Below are 19,379 nucleotides of genomic sequence, written 5' to 3' on the forward strand. Positions count from 1 at the left end.
TCAGGACGAGCGGGGTTTTTCCCGGTCGTAAGCTTCAAGCAGGTGACGCCAGGAATCGCGGATATGATCGCGGATGGCATCCATCGCCTTTTGGGGATTGCGGGTGCGAAGCGCCTCGACGACCGGCCAGTGATCGACGGCCGCCGCCATCTGGCTCTCGAACTGGCGTTCCGCCATCGTGATCAGCATCTGTACTTCCGCTTGGATGTTGGTGAAGGCGTGCAGCGTCTGGCGGTTCTTCGACAGCCGGCAGATCTCGAGGTGGAAGGCGAGGTCGTTCTCGACAAGCGCGATCTCGTCATTGGCATTGGCGGCCGCGACCATGGCATCGACGAAACCGGCGATGCGGTCGATGTCGGCATCCGTCATCTGCGGCAGCGCCTGTTCCATCGCGAAACGTTCGACGACCACGCGGAAGGAGAAGATCTCGTCGATATCGCTGTGCAGGAAAGTGCGAACGAAGGTGCCCTTGCGGGGAACCGCGACGAGCAGGCCACGCTCCTCCAACCGGCGGATCGCCTCGCGGATGGGATTGCGGCTGATCCCGAGCTGGCGGGCCAGTTCCGCTTCGTTGATACGCTGGCCGGGCTGGAGCCGGCCGAAGATCAGTTCGCGCACGAGTAACGTCGAGACCTGGTCGGACAGCATCCGGTGGTCGATGATGCCGATTGGCTCGTCTGTATTGAAGAGATTGTTAGCCATTGATGAGCCCCTTCTCGCGCTGTAGCTGCTGCGGCAAGCCTATTTCTCGCCCTGCCATGATCCCGTCTTTGCGGAAGACCAGTATCAACAGCATAAAGCCCGCGATGATAAGCTCCTGCGTTCCCGCCGGCAGCGCCCACTGCTCGCCGCCGATCGAGATCCCGCTTTCGAGGCGACGGAAGATATCGATCATCACCGTGATGACGACGACGCCGACCACCGCGCCGGCAAGGCTGCCCATGCCGCCGACGATGAGCATGGCGAGCGCGAGGAAGGTGAAGCTCAGGAAGAAATTGTTGATCGACACGGTGCCGAGGTAATGCGCCTGCAACACGCCGCCGAGGCCGACCAGAAAGCCCGAGAGCGTGAAGGCGATGAGCCGCGACCAGTAGAGCGAGATGCCCGACGCGGCGGCCGCGACCTCGTCTTCCCGCGTCGCCCGGATAGCAAGGCCGAAGGCGGAAATCTGGTAGAGATAGGCGATGACGATCGCGAGAACGGCGCAGATGAGCGCAAGCCAGGCCGTCACATAGGTCGGCAGGCCGACGATCGAGGCAGAGCCCATAGTGACGCTGTCCCAGTTGGAATAGACCACGTTCAGGATGAAGAGCACGGCAAGCGTGGAGATCGACGCAGCAAGGCCCGTGAGCCGCATGATGACGAGGCCGGTGAGGAAAGCGGCGGCGCCGGCGAGCAGCACCGAGACGACGGCGGAAGGCAGCAGCGGGATGCTCTGGTCGCGCAGGAAATGCGGCAGGCCAGACATGGTGATCGGCTTCAGCATCTCGCAGCAGGTCTGCCAGGCCGAGGCATAGGCTGCAATCGCCATGAAGGTGGCATGGCCGAAGGAAATAATGCCGGAATTCCCGACGAAGACGTAAAGCCCGACGACGATGACGATGCTGATCAGCATTTCGATGACGGTGCGCTGCAGGGAGAGACCGCCGAAGTGGCCGGTGACCACGACGATGAGCGCGAGCGGCACGACAAGCGCCAGCACCGGAAACCAGAAGCGGCCGATCGCGGCAAGGGATGGCATGGTCTTGCTCTTCATTACACACGTTCCTTAGCGGCGCTGGTGACGATCAGGCCTTGCGGGCGGACGAGGAGGATCAGGATGACGAGCGTGAACACACCGGCATCGCGGAAGGGGCGCAGATCGGCCGGCAGGTAGGTTTGCAGGAGCACGCTGGCGACACCCACGAGGAACCCGCCGAGTGCTGCCCCCGGCAGCGAGCCCATGCCGCCGATGACGGTAGCGAAGAAGCCGTAGACGACGGGCATCAGGCCCATGCGCAGGTCGAGCGTGCCCGTCTGGATCGTGAGCAGCAGGGAGACCACACCGCTGAGCAGGCCCGAAATGGCAAAGGCGAGCGCGATCACCCGGTTCGCCGGCATACCGAGCAGCCGGGCCATCTGGAAGTTTTCCGCCGCTGCCCGCATCTGGATGCCGAGCGGTGTCTTCTTGAGGAAGAGAACCAGCGCGACGAGCAGGCCGGCGGTGACGCCCATGGTCAGGAGCTGCACGCCCGGAACGCGCACGCCACCGATTTCCACCGCGTTTGCGAGACCCTGCCCGATCCCGACCGATTTAGGCCGGCCGGTATGGATGAGCATGACGAGGTTCTGCAGGAAATAGCTGACGGCAAAGGACGAGATGAGCAGTGTCGACGGGTTGGAATTGCGCAGCGGTCGGAAGGCGACGCGCTCCGTCAGCAGCGCCAGCACGACAACCACGAAAAGCACGCCGCCGATCATGAGGGCGGCGGGAAGCGCACCGAGCAGCAACGGCGGCGTGACGCTCGCCGTGGGCACGACCAGCGCATAGGCGCCGATGGTGATATAGTCGGCCTGCGCGAAATTGACGAGCCGCATGACGCCGAAGACGAGGCCGATCGCCAACGCGACAAGGGCATACAGGCTGCCCAGCGCGATGGCATCGACGAGAACTTGAACGATGTTGGCCATGGCGTCCGGTCCTAGATCGCGAGTGTGCTGTCGGCCGCTTTTTCGCCCAGATAGGCGCGGCGAACGGCGGGGTTCATCCGGATATCCTGCGGCGAGCCTTCGGCGAGGCTCTGCCCGCCATCGAGCACATGGATGCGCTGGCACACCCCCATGATCACCTTCATGTTGTGTTCGATCAGCAGCACGCCGCAGCCGAAGCGGGCCGGCAGCTCGGCGATGACTTCCATCAGCGCCTCGCACTCAGCGTCGTTCATGCCGGAAGCCGGCTCGTCGAGCAGCGCGAAGGACGGCTGCAAGGCGAGTGCCCGGGCAATGCCGACGCGCCGCTCGTCGCCATAGGAAAGACTGTCGCAACGGTGATCGGCCTTCTCCGCGAGGCCCATCCAGTCGAGGATGTCGAGCGCCCGCTCCCGGGCCTCCCGACGAGACAGCCCGCCGCCGATCGCCGCAACGGAGAGGTTCTGCTCCACCGTCATTGTCCGGAACAGCCGGGCCGCCTGAAAGCTTCGGCCGATGCCGGCCTGGGCGATCTTGCGGGCAGTCAGCCGCGACACATCGATGCCATCGAGGCGGATGCTGCCGCTCGTCGGCCGCTGGAAGCCGCTCAGCACATTGACCATCGTCGTCTTGCCGGCGCCGTTCGGGCCGATGAGGCCGAGGACTTCGCCGCGGCTGAGTTCGAGGTCGACCCCGTTGAGCGCCCGGATGCCGCCAAAGGCGACGGCAACACCGCGGGCTTCCAGCCGTTCTTTCGATCCCGATCTTTTCGATGGGCGTGACATATCGGGCGAGACCTATCCGTAAGCTCGGCTGTGAATTTTCCAGGAGATTTGGTTCCGCCAGCCGCACCACCATGCGGCCAGCGGATCGCAGTCGGTTACTGACCGACGCGGAACAGGAGCTTCATGTCCGGCTTGAACGAGTTCCGGTAGACCTCGACGGCATGGAAGGAACCGTTCTCGACCTTCATGATCAGCCAGGGGCGGTCGACCTGGATATGCAGCTGATCGGTAAACGAGGTCGGGCCGGCCGTGAACGGCTGGTCCTTGAAGGTGTTCATGACGCCGACCACGGCTTCGGATTCAGTCGTCTTCGCTTGCTCGACTGCGTACGCCCACTGCTCGATCAGGCTGTAGCCCAGAACCGAGTAGGAGGAGACCGGCGGCTCGCCGTAACGCGCCTTGTGGCTTTCAAGGAACTTGTTCATCTCCGGCCGCGGGTCATCGCCGTAAAGCGACATGAAGGCGGGCAGGTAAAAATCCTTCAGGCCCGGTACGGCGTTGAGCCAATAATTGTCGACCATCGCAGTGTTGGCGAGGATCGGCTGGTCGATGCCGGCGGCGCGCAGCTGGCGCACGGCGGAAGCGCCACCCGGCGTGAACGAGCAGACGAAGACCGCGTCCGGCTGTTTTGCAAGCCCCTTGAGGCGGGTGATCTGCGAGGCGATCGACGGATCGTCGTTCTTGAAGGTGTCGTTGCCGAGGATCGCTTCCTCGCCACCACCCGCGACCCAGGCCGCCCGGAACCCGGCACAGGCCGACTTGTTGTATTCGATCGTCAGGTCTTCGAGCACGTAGACTGACTTCAGGTTCATCTTCTTCTGGGCATATTCGGCAATCGCGATGCCTTCCGACTGCGCCGCGCTGTTGGCGGTGAAGGTGAGTGGGCCGACGCCCTGGACGCCCATCTTCGGATCGGCGGCGCACAGGCTGAAGGCGATCTTGCCAGCCTGCTTGGCGGCGAGCGCCGACGGGGCGCCAAAATCGTAGTCACAGGAGACGACCAGCATGTCGACGCCGCCATCGACGAGCTGCGCGCCGACAGTTGCAGCGCGAGCCTGGTCCGTCTTGGTGTCCATGACAGAATATTCGATCTGACGTCCCAGCAGCCCGCCAGCCTTGTTGATCTCCTCGATCTTCATGACCGCTGCTTTGAAAGGCGCGCTGTCGTAGTTCGAAAGCCAGCCGGATTCCGCGATGGCGAACCCGATCTTGATCGGCTCTTCGGCGCGCACGCCGGCCATAGGCAATAGAAGGGTGATTGCGGCCGAAGCGGCCACAGCAACAGATTTCATCGTCGTTCCCCTTGGCGATGACCAATGCACCGCCTTAATTATTTGCACATAGTCCTCTGTGGACAGAAGACAGAATGCGAGTTAGATTTTTTTTGTCAATGGCAAAAAAACGGCGGGCCATTCTGAGTTCGATCGCGCCACAGACCGTCAAAGGGGAATGACATGCTTGAAATCCGCGGCCTCACCGCCGGCTATGGCCGGCTTGCTGCCCTGAAATCGGTCGATCTTGAAGTCAGAAAGGGGGAAGTCATTTTCGTCGTCGGCCCCAACGGCGCCGGCAAATCCACGCTCCTGAAGTCAATTTCCGGGCTCATGGCGCCGACTGGGGGCACGCTTGTCTTCAATGGCGAGCCGATCGCCGGCCAGTCGCCGGAAAAGCTGTGCCGGAAAGGTTTGGCGCTGGTGCCGGAAGGCCGCAGCATCTTCCGGACACTGACGGTGCAGGAAAACCTGCTGCTCGGCGGCATGATCCGCAAGGACAAGGCCGAAGCGGCCGCCGATCTGGAACGGGTTCTGGAAGCGTTTCCGATTCTCAAAAGCCGCTACCGCGGCGTTGCCGGCCACCTTTCCGGCGGCGAGCAGCAGCAGCTTGCCATTGCCCGCGCCATCCTGCAGCGCCCGTCACTGATGATGATCGATGAACCGTCGCTCGGCCTTGCGCCGCTGGTGATCGACCAGGTCTACGAAAGCCTCCGCCAGCTTAACGCCAGCGGGCTGACCCTGCTCGTCGTCGAACAGTCCACCGCCCGTATTCTCGACCTCGCTTCCCGCATCTACGTGCTGCGCAACGGCCATGTCGCGCTGGAGGGTTCGGCAAGCGAACTTGCCGATGGACATGCGCTGGAAGAAGCCTATTTCGGCTACGGCGACCGTCAGACTGCACACGCATAAGCAGGCAAACAAGGGCGAGACATATGATTTTCGACTATTGCGTCATCGGCGGCGGCATCGTCGGCCTGGCGACGGCCATGCGGCTGCTTGAGACATATCCCGGCTGCAGCCTGATCCTGCTGGAGAAGGAGGAAGCTCTCGGCAGGCATCAGACCGGCCACAACAGTGGCGTCATCCATGCCGGTATCTACTACCCGCCGGGCAGCCTGAAGGCCGAGCTCTGCCGCAAGGGTGCCGATGCCACCAAGGCCTTCTGTCAGGAGCACGGCATCCGCTTCGATGTCTGCGGCAAACTACTCGTCGCCACCTCCTCACTCGAAGTGCAGCGCATGGAGGCGCTCCACGAACGCTCGAAGCAGAACACGATCGAAGTCCATCGCCTCAGCGAGGGTGAATTGAAGGAGCGGGAACCGAACATCCGCGGTCTTGGCGCGCTTTTCGTGCCCTCGACCGGCATCGTCAGCTATGCCGACGTCTGCCAGGCCATGGGCCGGCGCATCGAGGCTCTCGGTGGCGAGATCCGCCTGTCGGCTCGCGTCACCGGCATTCGCGAAGCCAGGGATTCCGTCGACATCGCGTCGACCGGCGAAAACTGGCAGGCGAAGAAACTGGTGGTCTGCGGCGGTCTCCAATCGGACCGGCTGGCCGTGCTCGCTGGGCTTTCAATCGAGCATCGCATCGTTCCCTTCCGCGGCGAATACTATCGCCTGCCCGCATCGAAGAACGACATCGTCCGCCATCTGATCTATCCCGTCCCGGATCCCGCCTTGCCCTTCCTCGGCGTGCACCTGACGCGGATGATCAACGGCAGCGTCACGGTCGGGCCGAATGCCGTGATCGGTTTTGCCCGCGAGGGCTATCCACGGCTTTCATTCAATGTTTCGGACACGGCCGACTACGCGCTGTTTCCCGGCTTCTGGAAGACCGTGTTCGCCAACCGCGGATCGGCGTTGACGGAACTCCGCAACTCGCTCTGGAAGCCAGGCTATCTGGAGGAGTGCCGGAAATACTGCCCGAGCCTCGACCTCGCCGACCTGCTCCCACACGAAGCAGGCATCCGCGCGCAAGCCGTGCGCAAGGACGGCGCCCTCATCCACGATTTCCTGTTCGCACAAACGGACCGCATGCTGCACGTCTGCAACGCCCCCTCACCCGCCGCCACGTCAGCGATCCCGATTGCGGAGATGATCGTGGGGCGCATGGCGGATGAACGTCGACGCATGAACTGAAAAACGGCAGTTCGGGATAGGGCCAGTTGGCGTGGATGTCCTCCAGAGCCATGTCATACGGCTCCATGAACACGAGCTTGCCCGCTGACTGGGCGAACACCGGCATGGCGCCGAGCATGAGACCGGCGCCGCCAGCGGCCATGCCCTTGAGAACTGTTCTGCGTCCGACGATTGCATCGTTCATGATTAGTCTCCCCTCTTGTTTTCGTGCGCTCGTTGCGCCGCACTTTCCGTGAGAGGATTCCATGGGGTCGATGGGCGGCGCTATAATCCTTGTTGTCTTCCCCATCACCAGTGGTAATGGCAGCTAAGTCGCCCATGAATGCTGTGAATGATCGAAAGGGGCCGGTGAACAAACCACCGCTTCTGGGATCGCCAAAGAGCTTACGGGCGGCGACAAGGCGCCAAGCTTGAGCCAGGCTGGGTGCCCACAAAAATGGGTGGCCCCGGGGCGTCCGACGATATGAAGCAGGCGCATCTGACGCAGGCCTGGCTCGCTGCCGGCAACGACCCGCAAGCCAAAGCAACCGGCCGCTATTTCTATCATCTGCGTCCGCTGGCCGCCAACCGCCAGGCCGACGACAAGGCGCTTCAGGATCGTCTGCTTGAAATCTGCGCCGAGCTTTCCGGCATCACTCTGCCTGCCTGATCCAGAACATTCCGTGAGCTGTCACGAATACAGAGGAGCATTCCACGGTAGGATCCGGGGAAGCAGAAGCGAAGCCAGCATGGGCGATTCAGTCGTAAGAAAGCCAGTCTACGATCCGCAGGATCTCTAGCCATTGCTGATTTCGCGGCAGCATGCCGGAGATGTCGATGGCATGACCGCTTTGTTCGAACCCGATGCGGTGATCGACTGCGGCGGCGGACGTTTTCTGCGCGGCCGCGGAGCCATTCGCGGCTACTATGCCGAGATCCTCGCGTCAGGACGGAAGTTTGCCGTGGGGGAACAGCGGCCTGCACTCATTTGCGGCGACCTGGCACTCACCTCTACCCGTCTTCCCGATGGCGATATAACCAGCGAAGTCGCACGGCGGCAAAGCGACGGTTCGTGGCTTTGGGTGATCGACCGTTATTCCGTCGCTTGAGCAGACAAATAAACTGTCGTTATGGACGCGGTCCACAACGTTCAGCATCCAGCGGCCCGACGCGTCTATCGCCGCAGCGCGTATACGCCTGCCATGGTTTCGCCGGCGACGGGCAACGCCATGTCATCGTCCAGAAGGCGCGTGATCCGGGCAAAGCCCGTGAATGCCTTCCTCGCCTCTTCAGCCGACATTTGTCCCGACAGGGCGGCCGCGCAGCAATTCAGCGCGCACTGATACACAGGTCCACGTCGTCCCGTCGGCCATTTACGCAAGAAAACCATCGCCTCGGCGACACTATCCACTTCTTCTACAGGGTGTCCCTGCCCGCGCGAAATCCGCACGGGCGAAAAGAAATGCAGGTAGTCCATTGTTTCCTCCCGGTCGATAGCGATACGCCCGATCGAACCCATTGAAACGCGCCGCCTGACCGTCGGTTCCACGCAAAAAACGGAATCTTCAAAAATATTTTGGCCGAATGCGATCGCCGATGCGACGATGACCGCTCGGCTACACCGTCGGGAAGTGGCAGGCAACTTTCCGGCCGGGCCGATACTCCCTCAGCTCCGGGCGCTCCGTGCGGCAGCGCTCGACCGCGATCGGGCATCGAGGGTGGAAACGGCAGCCGGATGGCGGCTTGAGCGGGCTTGGCACATCGCCGGTAAGGATGATGCGCTTGCGCGTCCCGCTCGGCGTCGTCTCAACCACGGGCACCGCCGAGATCAGCGCCTGGCTGTAAGGGTGGGCGGGGGCCGCAAACACCTCCTCCGCCGGCCCTTCCTCGACGATCGAGCCGAGATACATGACGGCAATGCGGGTCGACACCTGGCGCACCACCGAGAGATCGTGGGCGATGAAGATGTAGGTGAGGTTGAGCTTCTCCTGCAGGTCGGCGAGCAGGTTGACGATCTGCGCCTGCACCGACACGTCGAGCGCGGAAACCGGCTCGTCCAGCACGACAAGATCGGGGTTCAACGCGATGGCGCGCGCGATGCCGACGCGCTGGCGCTGCCCGCCGGAGAATTCGTGCGGATACCGCATGACATGATCCGGCAGCAACCCGACGAGGTCGAACAGTTCGGCGACGCGCGCGGTGATCTCGCGTGACGAAAGCTTGCCATGGATGCGCAGCGGCTCGGCCACCAAATCGCCGACACGCCGGCGCGGATTGAGCGAGGCAGACGGATCCTGGAAGACCATTTGCAGGCGCCGCCGCAGCGGCCTCAGTTCGGACAGCGACTTCGAGGTGATGTCGTCGCCTTCAAACAGAAGCTCGCCGTCAGATATGTCGTAGAGCCTCACCAGGCAACGCGCCAGAGTGGACTTGCCGCACCCGGACTCGCCGACCAACCCGACCGTCTCGCCACGCCGCACGCTCAGCGAAACATTGTCGACCGCATGCACGGTTCGCCTGCCTTCGGCGGAAAAGCGGGTGCCGATCGAGAAACGCTTTCCCAGCGAACGCGTCTCGAGAATCGGGCGCTCTTTGTCGGTCATGGGTCCGCTCATGCCTGTGCCACCCGAAAGCATGCCGCGGCGTGGGTACCGGCCCCAAGGTCGGGCTTGCCGGTCACGCAGGGCTCGTAATGCACTGGACAACGCGGGCCGAACGCACAGCCTTGCGGCAATCGCAGCAGCGATGGCGGCGAGCCGGGAATGGCCGGCAGGCGGCGCGGCTTGTCGCCGGTCAGCGGCGGGATCGAACCGAGCAGCGCCCGCGTATAGGGGTGTCGCGGGTCGGAAAACAGCTCCATCCGACTGCCGCGTTCAACCACGCGGCCCGCATACATGACCATCACCCGGTCGGCGAGTTCGGAGACCACGCCCATGTCGTGGGTGATGAAGACGACCGCTGACTTGTGTGTTGCGCGCAGCTTGCGCACCAGGTCGAGAATGCCGGCCTGCACCGTGACGTCGAGCGCCGTGGTCGGCTCGTCCGCCACCAGCAGTGCCGGATTGCAGGACAAAGCCATTGCGATCACCGCCCGCTGCCGCATGCCGCCCGAAAGCTGGTGCGGGTAGCGCGACATCGCCTCGTGCGGGTTGGGAAAATTCACCTCGGCCAGCAGTTCTTCCACGCGCTCCATCGCCTTGGCCTTGCTGATGGTGCGATGCGCGCGGATCTGTTCGGCGATCTGCCAGCCGATCGTGTAGACAGGCGTCAGCGCCGTCATCGGATCCTGGAAGATCATCGCGATCTCATTGCCGCGCAGCCGTCTCAGTTCGCGCGCGGGCAGCCCCACCAACTCGCGGCCCTTGTAGCGGATCGAGCCTTCGATGCTGGCATTGGGGTCGGTGATGAGGCCCATCACGGCCAGCAGCGACACCGTCTTGCCGGAACCGGACTCGCCGACGACACCGAGGATCTCGCTTTCCTCGAGGTCGAAGGAAACGCCGTCGATGGCCCGCACCAGACCGTCATTGGTGCGGAAGGATACTTTGAGGTCGCGCACCGACAGTATCATGATGTCCTCAGGCGCGGATCGAGAAGGATGTAGACGAAATCGACGACCGCGTTGGCGATCACCACGAACATGGAAGCATACATTACCGTTGCCATGATCATCGGCAGATCGAGGTTTTGCAGTGCGTCATAGGTGAGCTTGCCGATGCCGTGCAGCCCGAACACCACCTCGGTCAGCAGCGCCGAGCCTCCCACCAGTGCGCCGAAGTCGAGGCCGAACAAGGTGACGAAGGCAATGAGCGACGTGCGCAAGGCATGGCGCAGCAGGATGCGGGTCTCCGACAGCCCCTTGGCCCGGGCCGTGCGGATATAATCTTCCTGCAGGGATTCGATGATGGCCGCACGCAGCACCCGCCCATAGATGCCGATGTAGAGGATGGCCAGCGTGATCCATGGAATGATCAGCGTCAGGAACCAGCCCTTCGGATCGTCGGAGAAATTCTTGTAGCCGAGCGGCGGCACCCAGGAGAACGCCCAACTGTCATGGTAGCGGCTCTGGGTGATCAGGTTCATCACCTCGCCCAGCCAGTAGACCGGCATGGAAATGCCGAGCAGCCCCAGCGCCATCAGAAGCTTGTCCAGCCAGCTGTCGCGCGTGGCGGCGGCAACGATGCCGATGATGATGGAGACAACCACCCACAGGATCGCAGCCCCGAACACCAGCGAGAGCGTGACGGGAATGGAATCCATGACTGCCGGCACCACCTTCCAGCCACGGTTGACGAAAGAGGTCAGGTCGCCCGTGACGAAGATCTTCTCCATCATCTTCACATATTGCACGTAGAGCGGCCGGTCGAAGCCGAAGCTGTGGCGCACCGCCTCCAGCACTTCGGGCGACGCATTGCGGCCGGCGATGCGCGCGGCCGGGTCGGCGCCCGGCGTCGCGAAAAAGATCAGGAAGACGATAACCGAGATGCCGAACATGACGAACAGCATCTGACCGAACCGGCGCAGGATGGCGTAAATCATCAGTCGCGCCCCAGCCGAACCTTGGAGCGCGGGTCGAGCGCGTCGCGCAGCCCGTCGCCGAAGACATTGAGCGCCATGACCGAAACCGCGATCGCCAGGCCCGGAACCAGTGCCACCAGCGGCCTGGTGTAAAGCAGCGCCTGTCCGTCCTGGATGATGGTGCCCCAGCTCGCCGCCGGCGGCTGCACGCCGATCGACAGGAAGGAGAGTGCCGATTCCGTCAGCATGTTCAGCGCCATCATCAGCGGCACGAAAACGATCAGCGTGGTGGTGATGTTGGGCAGGATATCGCGCCACAGGATGCGCCATCCCGGCACGCCCAGATTGATCGCGGCGAGCACGAACTCGCTGTGGCGCAGCGACAGGACCTGCCCTCGTATCGGTCGAGCCACATAGGGCACGTAGACGATGCCGATGATGATAACCGGCAACCAAAGGCTGCCGGACTCGATATCTATCGGCCCGATCCTGATCCCTTGGGCGATGGTGACGATGGAAAGCGAAATCGCCAGCAGGTAGATCGGAAACGCCCACAGGACATCCAGCAAGCGCGACAGCACCGTGTCGGTGACGCCACCGAAATAGCCGGCGATCAGTCCCGCCGCCGTGCCGATGATCAGCGTGAAGATGGTGGCCGCCCCGGAGATCAGCAGCGAGCTCAGCCCGCCATAGAGCATCCGGGCCATGACATCGCGCCCCTGACTGTCGGCGCCGAGGAAATAATTGCCGAGCCGCCAGGTCGGGCCGAGCGGCGTGTAGCCGAGTCCGAGCCCCTCGGTCGATTGTTCCATCACCGGGACGTCGGTGCCGTCGATCTGGATGACGGCGTCGAGCGTCGAGGCGAAGGGGTCCACGCCTGCCCATTGCGCATAGAGAGGCGCACTGAGGCAGGCAAGGACGATGAGGAGGAACACGGCCAGGGACGCCATCGCGGCCCTGTCCCTTGCCAGCTTCGCAAACGCGACGGCCCAGGGCCCTCGCGTCTTGCGCGGCATGGCGACAGCTTGGTTCGACACGGACGTGTCCCTCCAAAGGTCGTTACTGCACCCAGGACTGGGTGATCATCCAGTTGAACTGCCGGTTGAACTTGAAATTGCCAACCCGTTTGCTGACGAAGTCAAGCCGCTTCGGCGTGAAGAAGCCGACGGCCGGTGCCTTGTCCGTGACTTGCTTGTCGATCTCGGCCCACAATTTGTCGGCGGCTTTCTGGTCGGTCACGCCAAGGTCCAGCGCCTTTTGCATCTTGGCATCGATGTCCTTGTCGCAGAAGCCGGCGATGTTGATCGAAGCATCCGAACCCTCACGGAAGGAAGCGCAGCTGAACAGGATGTTCAGGAAGTCCGAAGCCGCCGGATAGTCCTTGTACCATTGGGTGACGGACATCTGCACTTTGTTGTTGGTGTTCTGGATGTAGGTAAACTGGATATTGGACGAGATCGGCTTGACGTCTGCCACATAGCCGATGGTCGTCAGCACACTCTGCAGATAGACGCCGATCGACCGCGAAATGGCGGTATCCTCGACGATGATGGTGACCTTCTGGCCCTTGGTTCCCGATTCCTCGACGAGTTGCTTGGCCTTGTCGAGATCAGGCGCCGACCATTTGGCACCGGGGTCCTTGGTGAAGGGGCAATAGTCTTCATGGCCGGGGAAGTCCGGCGGCAGGACCTGGCAGACCGGCGAGGCCAGCACCTTGCCGCCGAACAGCTTGACCAGTGTGTTGCGGTCGATCGCATAGGCAACAGCCTGGCGCGCCTTTTCATTGTCGAATGGAGCGAGGCGGTTGTTCAACGGGGCGTACCACCAGGCCGAAAGCGGCGAGATGTGCAACTGGTCCATGGACTTGCTGCCAAGTTCGCCCAGGCGGTCGCTCGGCAATGCGTCGAACATCCAGTCCGCTTCGCCGTTCTGGATCGCGGTGACGGCCGCTTCCTCGGACAGGCCGAAATCATATTGGACAACGTCCGGATAGCCGTCCGGCTGTGCTTCCTCGCTCCACTGCTTGAAATTGGGATTGCGCGAAACCGTCATGCCTTTGTTGGGGTCGAAGGCGGAGATCATGTACGGACCGGTGCTGGGGATGGGCTTGGAGCCCATGTCTTCGGCTGGCGTATCCGCCGGCAGGATCACGGCATGCGGCAAGGCCAGCTTGTAGAGGATTTCGGCGTCAGGCTTGGTGAGGTTGACGGTGATGGTGCCCGCCGCTTCATCGCCGACAACGCCGCCTTCCAGCGTGCAGCCCTTGGTGTCGGCCAGGCATTTGTCGGCGCCGACGATACCGGCATAGAACGTGCCGGAGGTCGGCCCTGAAACCTTGAAGATGCGCTGGAATGAGGCGACGACATCCTTCACGCCAAGATCCTGGCCGCTGGAGAACTTGATGCCCTTGCGCAATTTGAAGGTGAAGGTCTTGCCGTCATTGGTAACCTCGGGCAGCGCCGCTGCCAGGTCGGGAACGATGGTGAAGCCGTCCATGCCCTCGGCCTTGCGGAAGGCCACGAGCCCGTCATAGATCGGCTGGTACATCTGCCAGCCCTGGTCGGTGTAGTTGATATGCGGATCGAGTGTACCCGCCGCGGAGCGGGCCAGAAGGCGGATGGTGCCGCCTCGGTGCTCCTTGAGATATTCGGCCTGTGCCGGAGCGAGCCACGCGCCGGCCAGCAATGCCGCGGCTGATGCCGCCAGAAGCAGTTTCTTCATGTCTTGATTCCCCTTTTCTCAGTTGTCGTTGTGGTCCAGGAAGTCTCCCACCGCCCGCATGCACGCATCCTGTTCTTCGACATGCGGCATGTGGCTGGAGTGCTCGAATATCTCCCAGCGCGATCCTTTGATGCCGTCCTTGAAGGGCTGCACGGTCGCGGGCGTGGCCTCGTCGTGACGTCCGGAGATGATCAGCGTGGGAACATCGATGGCCGGCAGGCGGTCGATGATGCTCCAATTCTTCAGGGTTCCGATGACGTGGAACTCGTTCGGCCCATTCATCAAATTATAGACGGTTGGATTGCGCACAACCTGGGCGAAGGTCTCCGTCACCTCTGGCGGGAACGGCACGACCCGGCAGACATGCCGCTCGTAGAAAACCATTGTCGCTGCCTGGTAGGCCGGATCGTCCGTCGTGCCGGCCTGCTCGTGGCGGGTCAGTGTCTCCTGCACGTCCTCGGGCAGGTCGGCGCGCAACCGGTTGGCCTCTTCGACCCACAGCTTCATCGAAGCCGGCGAATTGGCGATGGTCAGCGACTTCAGACCTTTCGGCCGCGTGACCGCATATTCGGCACCCAGCATGCCACCCCAGCTCTGGCCAAGCACATGGAAGCCCGTGCGAATGCCAAGACGGTCGACCAGGTTTTCAAGCTCGTCGATGAAAAGCCGAGGTGTCCAGAAGTCGGCGCCTTTCTCGGGCAGCAATGTGGAATTGCCGCAGCCCAACTGGTCGTAGTGGATGACGGCGCGGTCTCTTCGGGCAAGAAGCTTGTAGGCATCGACATAGTTGTGGGCGGCGCCTGGCCCACCATGCAGGATCACCAGCGGGGCCTTGGCGGCGTCGATGTCGCCAGAGATCCGATACCAGGTCTCATAGCCGCGGAAGGTGGCCCGCCCTTCCCTGCCAATGATCTCAGACGACATCCCGGTTCCCCATCACGCTCGAACGCATCTCTTTGCTGTCCCTGACGGCAGGCACCTAGTTTACCCCGCGGCTGGCCTGCACCCACTCTTCCAGCATCTGTACGCCGAAGGCGGTGGCACCTTGCCTGCCCAAGGGCCGATCGGTATCGGTCAATTCCTTGCTGGCGATGTCGAGATGCACCCACGGGCGGTCTTCCGTGAAATGGCGCAGGAAAGCAGCTGCATAGGGAGCGTCGCCATCCTCCATGTCCTTGGCATGGTGGCGGAGGTCGGCGAATGGCGATTGCAGCCCCTCGTCATAGGCACGGTCGAGCGGCAGCCGCCAGAACCGCTCGCCGACGGTTTCACCGGCCGCGATCATCTGCGAGGCGATTGCATCGTCGGTGCTGAACAGGCCAGCGAATATCGATCCCAGGCCACGCGTCACCGAATAGGTCAGCGTCGCCAGATCGACGATCACCGACGGATTGAAGCGTGTTGCCGCGTAGTGGAGGCAATCGGCCAGGAGCAGACGCCCTTCGGCATCCGTGTCGAACACTTCGACGGTCTGTCCCGAGGCCGTCGTGATGATGTCGCGCGGTTTGAGAGCGGTGCCGGACGGCATGTTCTCGGCAATACCGAGAACGCCAATGGCGTGTACCGGGCTGCCTTGCCGGGCGAGCGCGATCAGAAGGCCGACCACCGCCGCCGCCCCGCCCATATCGGCCTTCATGTCAAACATCTGCTCGCCGCGCTTGATGCAGAGGCCTCCGGAATCGAAACAGACGCCCTTGCCGACGAACGCCAGCGGCTGGGAGGGAGCACCCTTGCCGCGATAGCGCAGCACAGCCACCCGTGGCGGCCGCGCCGAGCCGGAGCCGACCGCCAGCAGCGCGTTCATGCCGAGCTCTTTCAGTTGCGCGGCATCGAGCATTTCGATGTCGATGCCGGCCTCGCGCAGCGGCTCCAGATGATCGTGGAAATTGTCGGGGTGGAGATGGTTCGGCGGCAGGTTGACCAGCGTGCGCGCGTATTCGACGCCATCGGCGATTGCATTGACCCGGGCCAGCGCCGGGGTCAGCTCCGCGCTACTTGCTCCGACCAGTTGCACCCGCAGGGTTCGATCCGCTCCCGCCCCCTGGCGCCGGTTGCGCATGTCGAAACGATAGCGCCGCAGCCGCATGCCAAGCGCGACGCGCGCCAGGATCTCGGCTCCGGGCAAGCCGGCACCGGCAATAGGGTCGAGGACAAGCGTGGCGGCGCATTCGCCCTTGCCTTCCAGATGCGCGGCAAGCAAACCGCCGGCCCGCGCCAAGGACAGGGCGCTCACGGCTTCAGCTTTGCCCAGGGCCAGGACGACTACGCGCCGGGCCGATACGGCCTGAGGGGCGATGAGATCGATGCAGGTGCCGGATTCGGCCAGTGCGGCCGGGTCGGAGCAGGCGCGGGACAGAATCCCGCCCATTTCAGCATCCAGCGCCGCTGCCCGGGGGCCAAAGCCTGTTTGGGCAGTTTGCAAGATCACGACGACAGAGGCCTCTGGGGAAATCTCGTCCACCGTTTCGAATACCGGCACCGGCGATTGAGGCATATGCAGTTGTTCTCCCATTTGCTGATGCGCAATGCTTCCGCAGCCGGCGGTGGAACCGATCAGGCCGGTCTCCGCCACTGGTGGAATGGTGCCGGAGGCCCCAAATAGTTGTTTTTGGACGGCGACTTAGTCGCTCTTGTCCTTGGGTATCCCCGAACAGGCCAGGCGATCAAACGCCAATTTTGCTCAAGTCGATTGACAAAAACTCAACTGACAATTCATGATCGGCCCATGGCCTTACCATCACTCAATGGCATGCGCGCTTTCGAGGCCGCCGCACGTCTCGGCAGCATCAAGGATGCGGCCGAAGAACTGCACCTGACGCCCTCGGCCATAAGCCGCCACATCCGCGCGCTTGAAAGAAATCTCGGCCAGGATCTGTTCGAGCGCGGCTTTCGCCAGATAACGCCGACCATCAGGGGCTCTTACTATGCGCGCAGCCTTTCCGAGGCGTTCGAAGCCATCTGGCGCGCCACCGACGATGTCAGCCTCGCCGATGGCCCGAGCCACGGCAGGACCCAACGTGTCCGGGTGTTATGCGTGCCGGCCGTTCTGAACCTTTGGCTGGCGGACCGTTTGCCGAACTTTCGCCGGCTGCATCCGACGGTGGAACTGGAGATCTCGACATCAGGCAAGCGCGCCAATTTCGATTTGGCCATTGTCGACGAGTTCGTCTACAAGGCCGGCCCCGCCCTGACGCTGCTGATCCCGCTGGTTCTGACGCCTGTCTGCGCGCCCTCACTGCTCGAAGGGCCTGTGCCGCTGCGATCGCCCGCTGATCTGGTCAATCACCATCTGATCCATGAATGCGAGACCATGAGATGGAGGCGGTGGCTGGAGCAGGAAGGTGTTTCGGATACGACGCCGAAATCCAGCACGACGCTGGATGATTGCACGCTGATCATGCGCGAGGCGATCAATGGGGCCGGAATTGCGCTTGCCGACACGATGATGGCACAGGATTTTCTTGAGCAAGGCAAACTTGTCGCCCCGTTTCGTGCCCGCCACACCTACCCGGCCGGCATTTATCTGCACCAGCGTCGCAGCATCGGCAACAAGCCAGGCACCGGCCTGTTTCAGGATTGGCTATTGTCCGAAGTCGAGGACCACAAGCGGGTAATGGCCATCACCTAGGTGGAGCCGTTGTTGCCGAAATCCGAATCGCTGAGCCGACCTTGTTCAACAACGGCCCACGAATGCGATCCGTCGATAATCGCGGTTCGTATTGAATATCTTTAAGGCCAAAGCCGGCAAATCGGTTGCTTGTCGGTTCCCCAGCGTCAGGCGTAACCTCTTTGGTCAACGCGTGAGGGCGCGTGCTGCAAGAAGGGGATATTGCAATGACGATACAGGGCGCATCGCCTGACCTTTACAATGAGGACCTCGCTCCGGCCAAAGTTCGAAACTGGGGAGCATTTTCGATCTTCAACGTCTGGACGTCGGACGTCCATAGCCTGTGGGGCTATTATCTCGCCGCCAGTCTGTTTCTGTTCTGCGGCGGCTTCGTCAATTTCATCATAGCCATCGGCATCGGGTCTCTGATCATCTACGCGCTGATGAACATGGTCGGCTATGCCGGCGTGAAGACCGGCGTGCCCTACCCCGTGCTTGCACGCGCCTCCTTCGGTGTCTGGGGAGCCAACATACCGGCGCTGGTGCGCGCCATCGTCGCTTGCTTCTGGTACGGCGCGCAAACGGCGGCCGCATCCGGCGCGATCGTGGCATTGTTGACCCGCATGCAATGGTTCGACGAGTTCAACAAGACTTCGCATCTTCTCGGCCATTCCACACTGGAAGTGATCTGCTTCGTCATTATCTGGGCGCTACAGCTGCTGATCATCCAGAAGGGCATGGAAACGGTACGCCGCTTCCAGGATTGGGCTGGGCCCGCGGTCTGGGTGATGATGCTGCTCCTGGCCATCTATCTCTGCGTCAAATCAGGGACCTTCGCCTTCACCAGCGATATTCCAATGGATGTGCTGCGCGAAAAGACCGCTGATGCCGGCATTCCCGGCGATCCCGGATCGTGGACGGCACTCTTCGGGGTTGCCGCGATCTGGGTGACCTATTTCTCGGCGCTTTATCTCAATTTCTGCGACTTCGCCCGCTACGCGCCGGATAAGGCTGCGCTGCGCAAGGGCAATATCTGGGGCCTGCCGGTCAACCTGATCCTGTTCTCGCTGGTCGCTGGCGTCACCACCATCGCCGCCTATGACGTCTATCACGAAGTGCTGCTGCATCCCGACCAGATCTCGGCTAAGTTCGACAGCTGGTTCCTGGCGGCCCTTGCCGCGCTGACCTTCGCGGTGGCGACGCTCGGCATCAACGTCGTCGCCAACTTCGTCTCGCCAGCCTTCGACTTCTCCAACGTCTTCCCGCGCCAGATCGACTTCAAGAAGGGCGGCTACATCGCGGCGCTGATCGCGCTGGTGCTCTATCCCTTCGCCCCGTGGGAAGGCGGCGCGGCGCATTTTGTCGGCGTCATCGGCGCGACGATGGGACCGATCTTCGGTGTCATGATGGTCGACTACTATCTGATCCGCAAAGGCGAGGTCGACGTCGAGGCGCTTTATCGCGAGCATGGCGAGTTCCGTTTCCAGGGCGGCTGGCATGTCAATGCCTTCATCGCCGCCGGCATTGGTGCTGTCTTCTCGTCGATCCTGCCGAACTTCACCAACTGGCTGCCGGCCTGGTGGGGCGTCTACGGCTGGTTCTTCGGTGTCTCCATCGCCGGCGTTATCTACTACGTGCTGCGCACCGCCGCCGTGGGTGCGGGCGCCAGGACGGCGAAGGCTTGAAAATG

The 19,379-nt window shown here is 62.5% G+C and carries 19 protein-coding genes; 6 read left to right on the forward strand and 13 right to left on the reverse strand.

Annotation, left to right across the window (positions count from 1 at the left end; all coding sequences use genetic code 11):
• The 5 genes from AC1VON_RS21050 to AC1VON_RS21070 form a co-directional block, all read right to left on the reverse strand.
• Nucleotides 1-702, reverse strand: coding sequence for a GntR family transcriptional regulator (locus AC1VON_RS21050; protein ID WP_172350506.1), 702 nt, complete (start codon nucleotides 700-702; stop codon nucleotides 1-3).
• Nucleotides 695-1,756, reverse strand: a complete 1,062-nt coding sequence (locus AC1VON_RS21055) for a branched-chain amino acid ABC transporter permease (protein WP_483124722.1) — start codon at nucleotides 1,754-1,756, stop codon at nucleotides 695-697. The genes AC1VON_RS21050 and AC1VON_RS21055 overlap by 8 nt, the downstream gene beginning before the upstream one ends.
• Nucleotides 1,756-2,670, reverse strand: a complete 915-nt coding sequence (locus tag AC1VON_RS21060; RefSeq protein WP_483124723.1) for a branched-chain amino acid ABC transporter permease — start codon at nucleotides 2,668-2,670, stop codon at nucleotides 1,756-1,758. Before AC1VON_RS21060 ends, AC1VON_RS21055 begins: the two co-directional genes overlap by 1 nt.
• 11 nt (nucleotides 2,671-2,681) lie before the next feature.
• A complete protein-coding gene (locus tag AC1VON_RS21065; RefSeq protein ID WP_172350504.1) occupies nucleotides 2,682-3,452 on the reverse strand; it encodes an ABC transporter ATP-binding protein in 771 nt (256 codons plus the stop codon).
• Nucleotides 3,453-3,547: 95 nt separating this feature from the next.
• Nucleotides 3,548-4,744, reverse strand: a complete 1,197-nt coding sequence (locus AC1VON_RS21070) for an ABC transporter substrate-binding protein (protein WP_483124724.1) — start codon at nucleotides 4,742-4,744, stop codon at nucleotides 3,548-3,550.
• 162 nt (nucleotides 4,745-4,906) lie between these two features.
• Between AC1VON_RS21070 and AC1VON_RS21075 the strand changes: the two genes are divergently transcribed.
• From AC1VON_RS21075 to AC1VON_RS21090, 4 genes are all read left to right on the forward strand, one after another.
• Complete coding sequence (locus AC1VON_RS21075; protein WP_172350502.1) at nucleotides 4,907-5,635, forward strand: ABC transporter ATP-binding protein; 729 nt, start codon at nucleotides 4,907-4,909, stop codon at nucleotides 5,633-5,635.
• A gap of 26 nt (nucleotides 5,636-5,661) precedes the next feature.
• Entirely contained in the window at nucleotides 5,662-6,864 is a 1,203-nt protein-coding gene (gene lhgO / locus AC1VON_RS21080) for an L-2-hydroxyglutarate oxidase (RefSeq protein WP_483126352.1), read from the forward strand.
• Between the two features lie 436 nt (nucleotides 6,865-7,300).
• Nucleotides 7,301-7,513: a hypothetical protein gene (locus AC1VON_RS21085; protein ID WP_483124725.1), complete on the forward strand. Its 213-nt coding sequence runs from the start codon at nucleotides 7,301-7,303 to the stop codon at nucleotides 7,511-7,513.
• Between the two features lie 133 nt (nucleotides 7,514-7,646).
• The gene (locus tag AC1VON_RS21090) at nucleotides 7,647-7,952 is read left to right on the forward strand and encodes a YybH family protein (protein WP_483124726.1); all 306 of its coding nucleotides are present in this window, start codon (nucleotides 7,647-7,649) and stop codon (nucleotides 7,950-7,952) included.
• Between the two features lie 65 nt (nucleotides 7,953-8,017).
• Here AC1VON_RS21090 and AC1VON_RS21095 read toward each other — a convergent pair whose 3' ends face one another.
• The 8 genes from AC1VON_RS21095 to AC1VON_RS21130 form a co-directional block, all read right to left on the reverse strand.
• Nucleotides 8,018-8,320, reverse strand: coding sequence for a DUF982 domain-containing protein (locus AC1VON_RS21095; protein ID WP_475450752.1), 303 nt, complete (start codon nucleotides 8,318-8,320; stop codon nucleotides 8,018-8,020).
• A 139-nt stretch (nucleotides 8,321-8,459) separates the two neighbouring features.
• Nucleotides 8,460-9,446, reverse strand: coding sequence for an ABC transporter ATP-binding protein (locus AC1VON_RS21100; protein WP_172350499.1), 987 nt, complete (start codon nucleotides 9,444-9,446; stop codon nucleotides 8,460-8,462).
• Between the two features lie 8 nt (nucleotides 9,447-9,454).
• Nucleotides 9,455-10,414, reverse strand: a complete 960-nt coding sequence (locus tag AC1VON_RS21105) for an ABC transporter ATP-binding protein (protein ID WP_172350498.1) — start codon at nucleotides 10,412-10,414, stop codon at nucleotides 9,455-9,457.
• Nucleotides 10,411-11,382 (reverse strand): ABC transporter permease, encoded by a 972-nt coding sequence (locus AC1VON_RS21110; RefSeq protein WP_140773624.1) that lies wholly within the window; start codon nucleotides 11,380-11,382, stop codon nucleotides 10,411-10,413. Before AC1VON_RS21110 ends, AC1VON_RS21105 begins: the two co-directional genes overlap by 4 nt.
• Nucleotides 11,382-12,398 carry an ABC transporter permease gene (locus AC1VON_RS21115; protein ID WP_483124727.1) on the reverse strand — a complete coding sequence of 339 codons (1,017 nt, stop codon included), beginning with the start codon at nucleotides 12,396-12,398 and terminating at the stop codon, nucleotides 11,382-11,384. The genes AC1VON_RS21110 and AC1VON_RS21115 overlap by 1 nt, the downstream gene beginning before the upstream one ends.
• Before the next feature lie 22 nt (nucleotides 12,399-12,420).
• Complete coding sequence (locus tag AC1VON_RS21120) at nucleotides 12,421-14,082, reverse strand: ABC transporter substrate-binding protein (RefSeq protein WP_483124728.1); 1,662 nt, start codon at nucleotides 14,080-14,082, stop codon at nucleotides 12,421-12,423.
• A gap of 18 nt (nucleotides 14,083-14,100) precedes the next feature.
• Nucleotides 14,101-15,006 (reverse strand): proline iminopeptidase-family hydrolase, encoded by a 906-nt coding sequence (locus tag AC1VON_RS21125; protein ID WP_483124729.1) that lies wholly within the window; start codon nucleotides 15,004-15,006, stop codon nucleotides 14,101-14,103.
• A 55-nt stretch (nucleotides 15,007-15,061) separates the two neighbouring features.
• Entirely contained in the window at nucleotides 15,062-16,594 is a 1,533-nt protein-coding gene (locus tag AC1VON_RS21130) for a leucyl aminopeptidase (RefSeq protein ID WP_483124730.1), read from the reverse strand.
• Between the two features lie 213 nt (nucleotides 16,595-16,807).
• Here AC1VON_RS21130 and AC1VON_RS21135 point away from each other — a divergent pair, with 213 nt between their 5' ends.
• On the forward strand, nucleotides 16,808-17,710 hold the full coding sequence (locus AC1VON_RS21135; RefSeq protein ID WP_172352973.1) for a LysR substrate-binding domain-containing protein: 903 nt from the start codon (nucleotides 16,808-16,810) through the stop codon (nucleotides 17,708-17,710).
• Nucleotides 17,711-17,916: 206 nt separating this feature from the next.
• Nucleotides 17,917-19,374: an NCS1 family nucleobase:cation symporter-1 gene (locus AC1VON_RS21140; RefSeq protein ID WP_483124731.1), complete on the forward strand. Its 1,458-nt coding sequence runs from the start codon at nucleotides 17,917-17,919 to the stop codon at nucleotides 19,372-19,374.
• Nucleotides 19,375-19,379 lie beyond the last annotated feature (5 nt).

It is taken from the genome of Mesorhizobium sp. HAY1-8B (genome assembly GCF_056868045.1).

What these genes read in the sequence shown, in the direction of transcription:
- AC1VON_RS21050 (WP_172350506.1), bottom strand. Translation starts at nt 702, where the DNA reads ATGGCTAACAATCTCTTCAATACAGACGAGCCAATCGGCATCATCGAC.
- AC1VON_RS21055 (WP_483124722.1), bottom strand. Translation starts at nt 1,756, where the DNA reads ATGAAGAGCAAGACCATGCCATCCCTTGCCGCGATCGGCCGCTTCTGG.
- AC1VON_RS21060 (WP_483124723.1), bottom strand. Translation starts at nt 2,670, where the DNA reads ATGGCCAACATCGTTCAAGTTCTCGTCGATGCCATCGCGCTGGGCAGC.
- AC1VON_RS21065 (WP_172350504.1), bottom strand. Translation starts at nt 3,452, where the DNA reads ATGTCACGCCCATCGAAAAGATCGGGATCGAAAGAACGGCTGGAAGCC.
- AC1VON_RS21070 (WP_483124724.1), bottom strand. Translation starts at nt 4,744, where the DNA reads ATGAAATCTGTTGCTGTGGCCGCTTCGGCCGCAATCACCCTTCTATTG.
- AC1VON_RS21075 (WP_172350502.1), top strand. Translation starts at nt 4,907, where the DNA reads ATGCTTGAAATCCGCGGCCTCACCGCCGGCTATGGCCGGCTTGCTGCC.
- AC1VON_RS21085 (WP_483124725.1), top strand. Translation starts at nt 7,301, where the DNA reads ATGGGTGGCCCCGGGGCGTCCGACGATATGAAGCAGGCGCATCTGACG.
- AC1VON_RS21095 (WP_475450752.1), bottom strand. Translation starts at nt 8,320, where the DNA reads ATGGACTACCTGCATTTCTTTTCGCCCGTGCGGATTTCGCGCGGGCAG.
- AC1VON_RS21100 (WP_172350499.1), bottom strand. Translation starts at nt 9,446, where the DNA reads ATGACCGACAAAGAGCGCCCGATTCTCGAGACGCGTTCGCTGGGAAAG.
- AC1VON_RS21105 (WP_172350498.1), bottom strand. Translation starts at nt 10,414, where the DNA reads ATGATACTGTCGGTGCGCGACCTCAAAGTATCCTTCCGCACCAATGAC.
- AC1VON_RS21110 (WP_140773624.1), bottom strand. Translation starts at nt 11,382, where the DNA reads ATGATTTACGCCATCCTGCGCCGGTTCGGTCAGATGCTGTTCGTCATG.
- AC1VON_RS21120 (WP_483124728.1), bottom strand. Translation starts at nt 14,082, where the DNA reads ATGAAGAAACTGCTTCTGGCGGCATCAGCCGCGGCATTGCTGGCCGGC.
- AC1VON_RS21125 (WP_483124729.1), bottom strand. Translation starts at nt 15,006, where the DNA reads ATGTCGTCTGAGATCATTGGCAGGGAAGGGCGGGCCACCTTCCGCGGC.
- AC1VON_RS21130 (WP_483124730.1), bottom strand. Translation starts at nt 16,594, where the DNA reads ATGGGAGAACAACTGCATATGCCTCAATCGCCGGTGCCGGTATTCGAA.
- AC1VON_RS21135 (WP_172352973.1), top strand. Translation starts at nt 16,808, where the DNA reads ATGGCCTTACCATCACTCAATGGCATGCGCGCTTTCGAGGCCGCCGCA.
- AC1VON_RS21140 (WP_483124731.1), top strand. Translation starts at nt 17,917, where the DNA reads ATGACGATACAGGGCGCATCGCCTGACCTTTACAATGAGGACCTCGCT.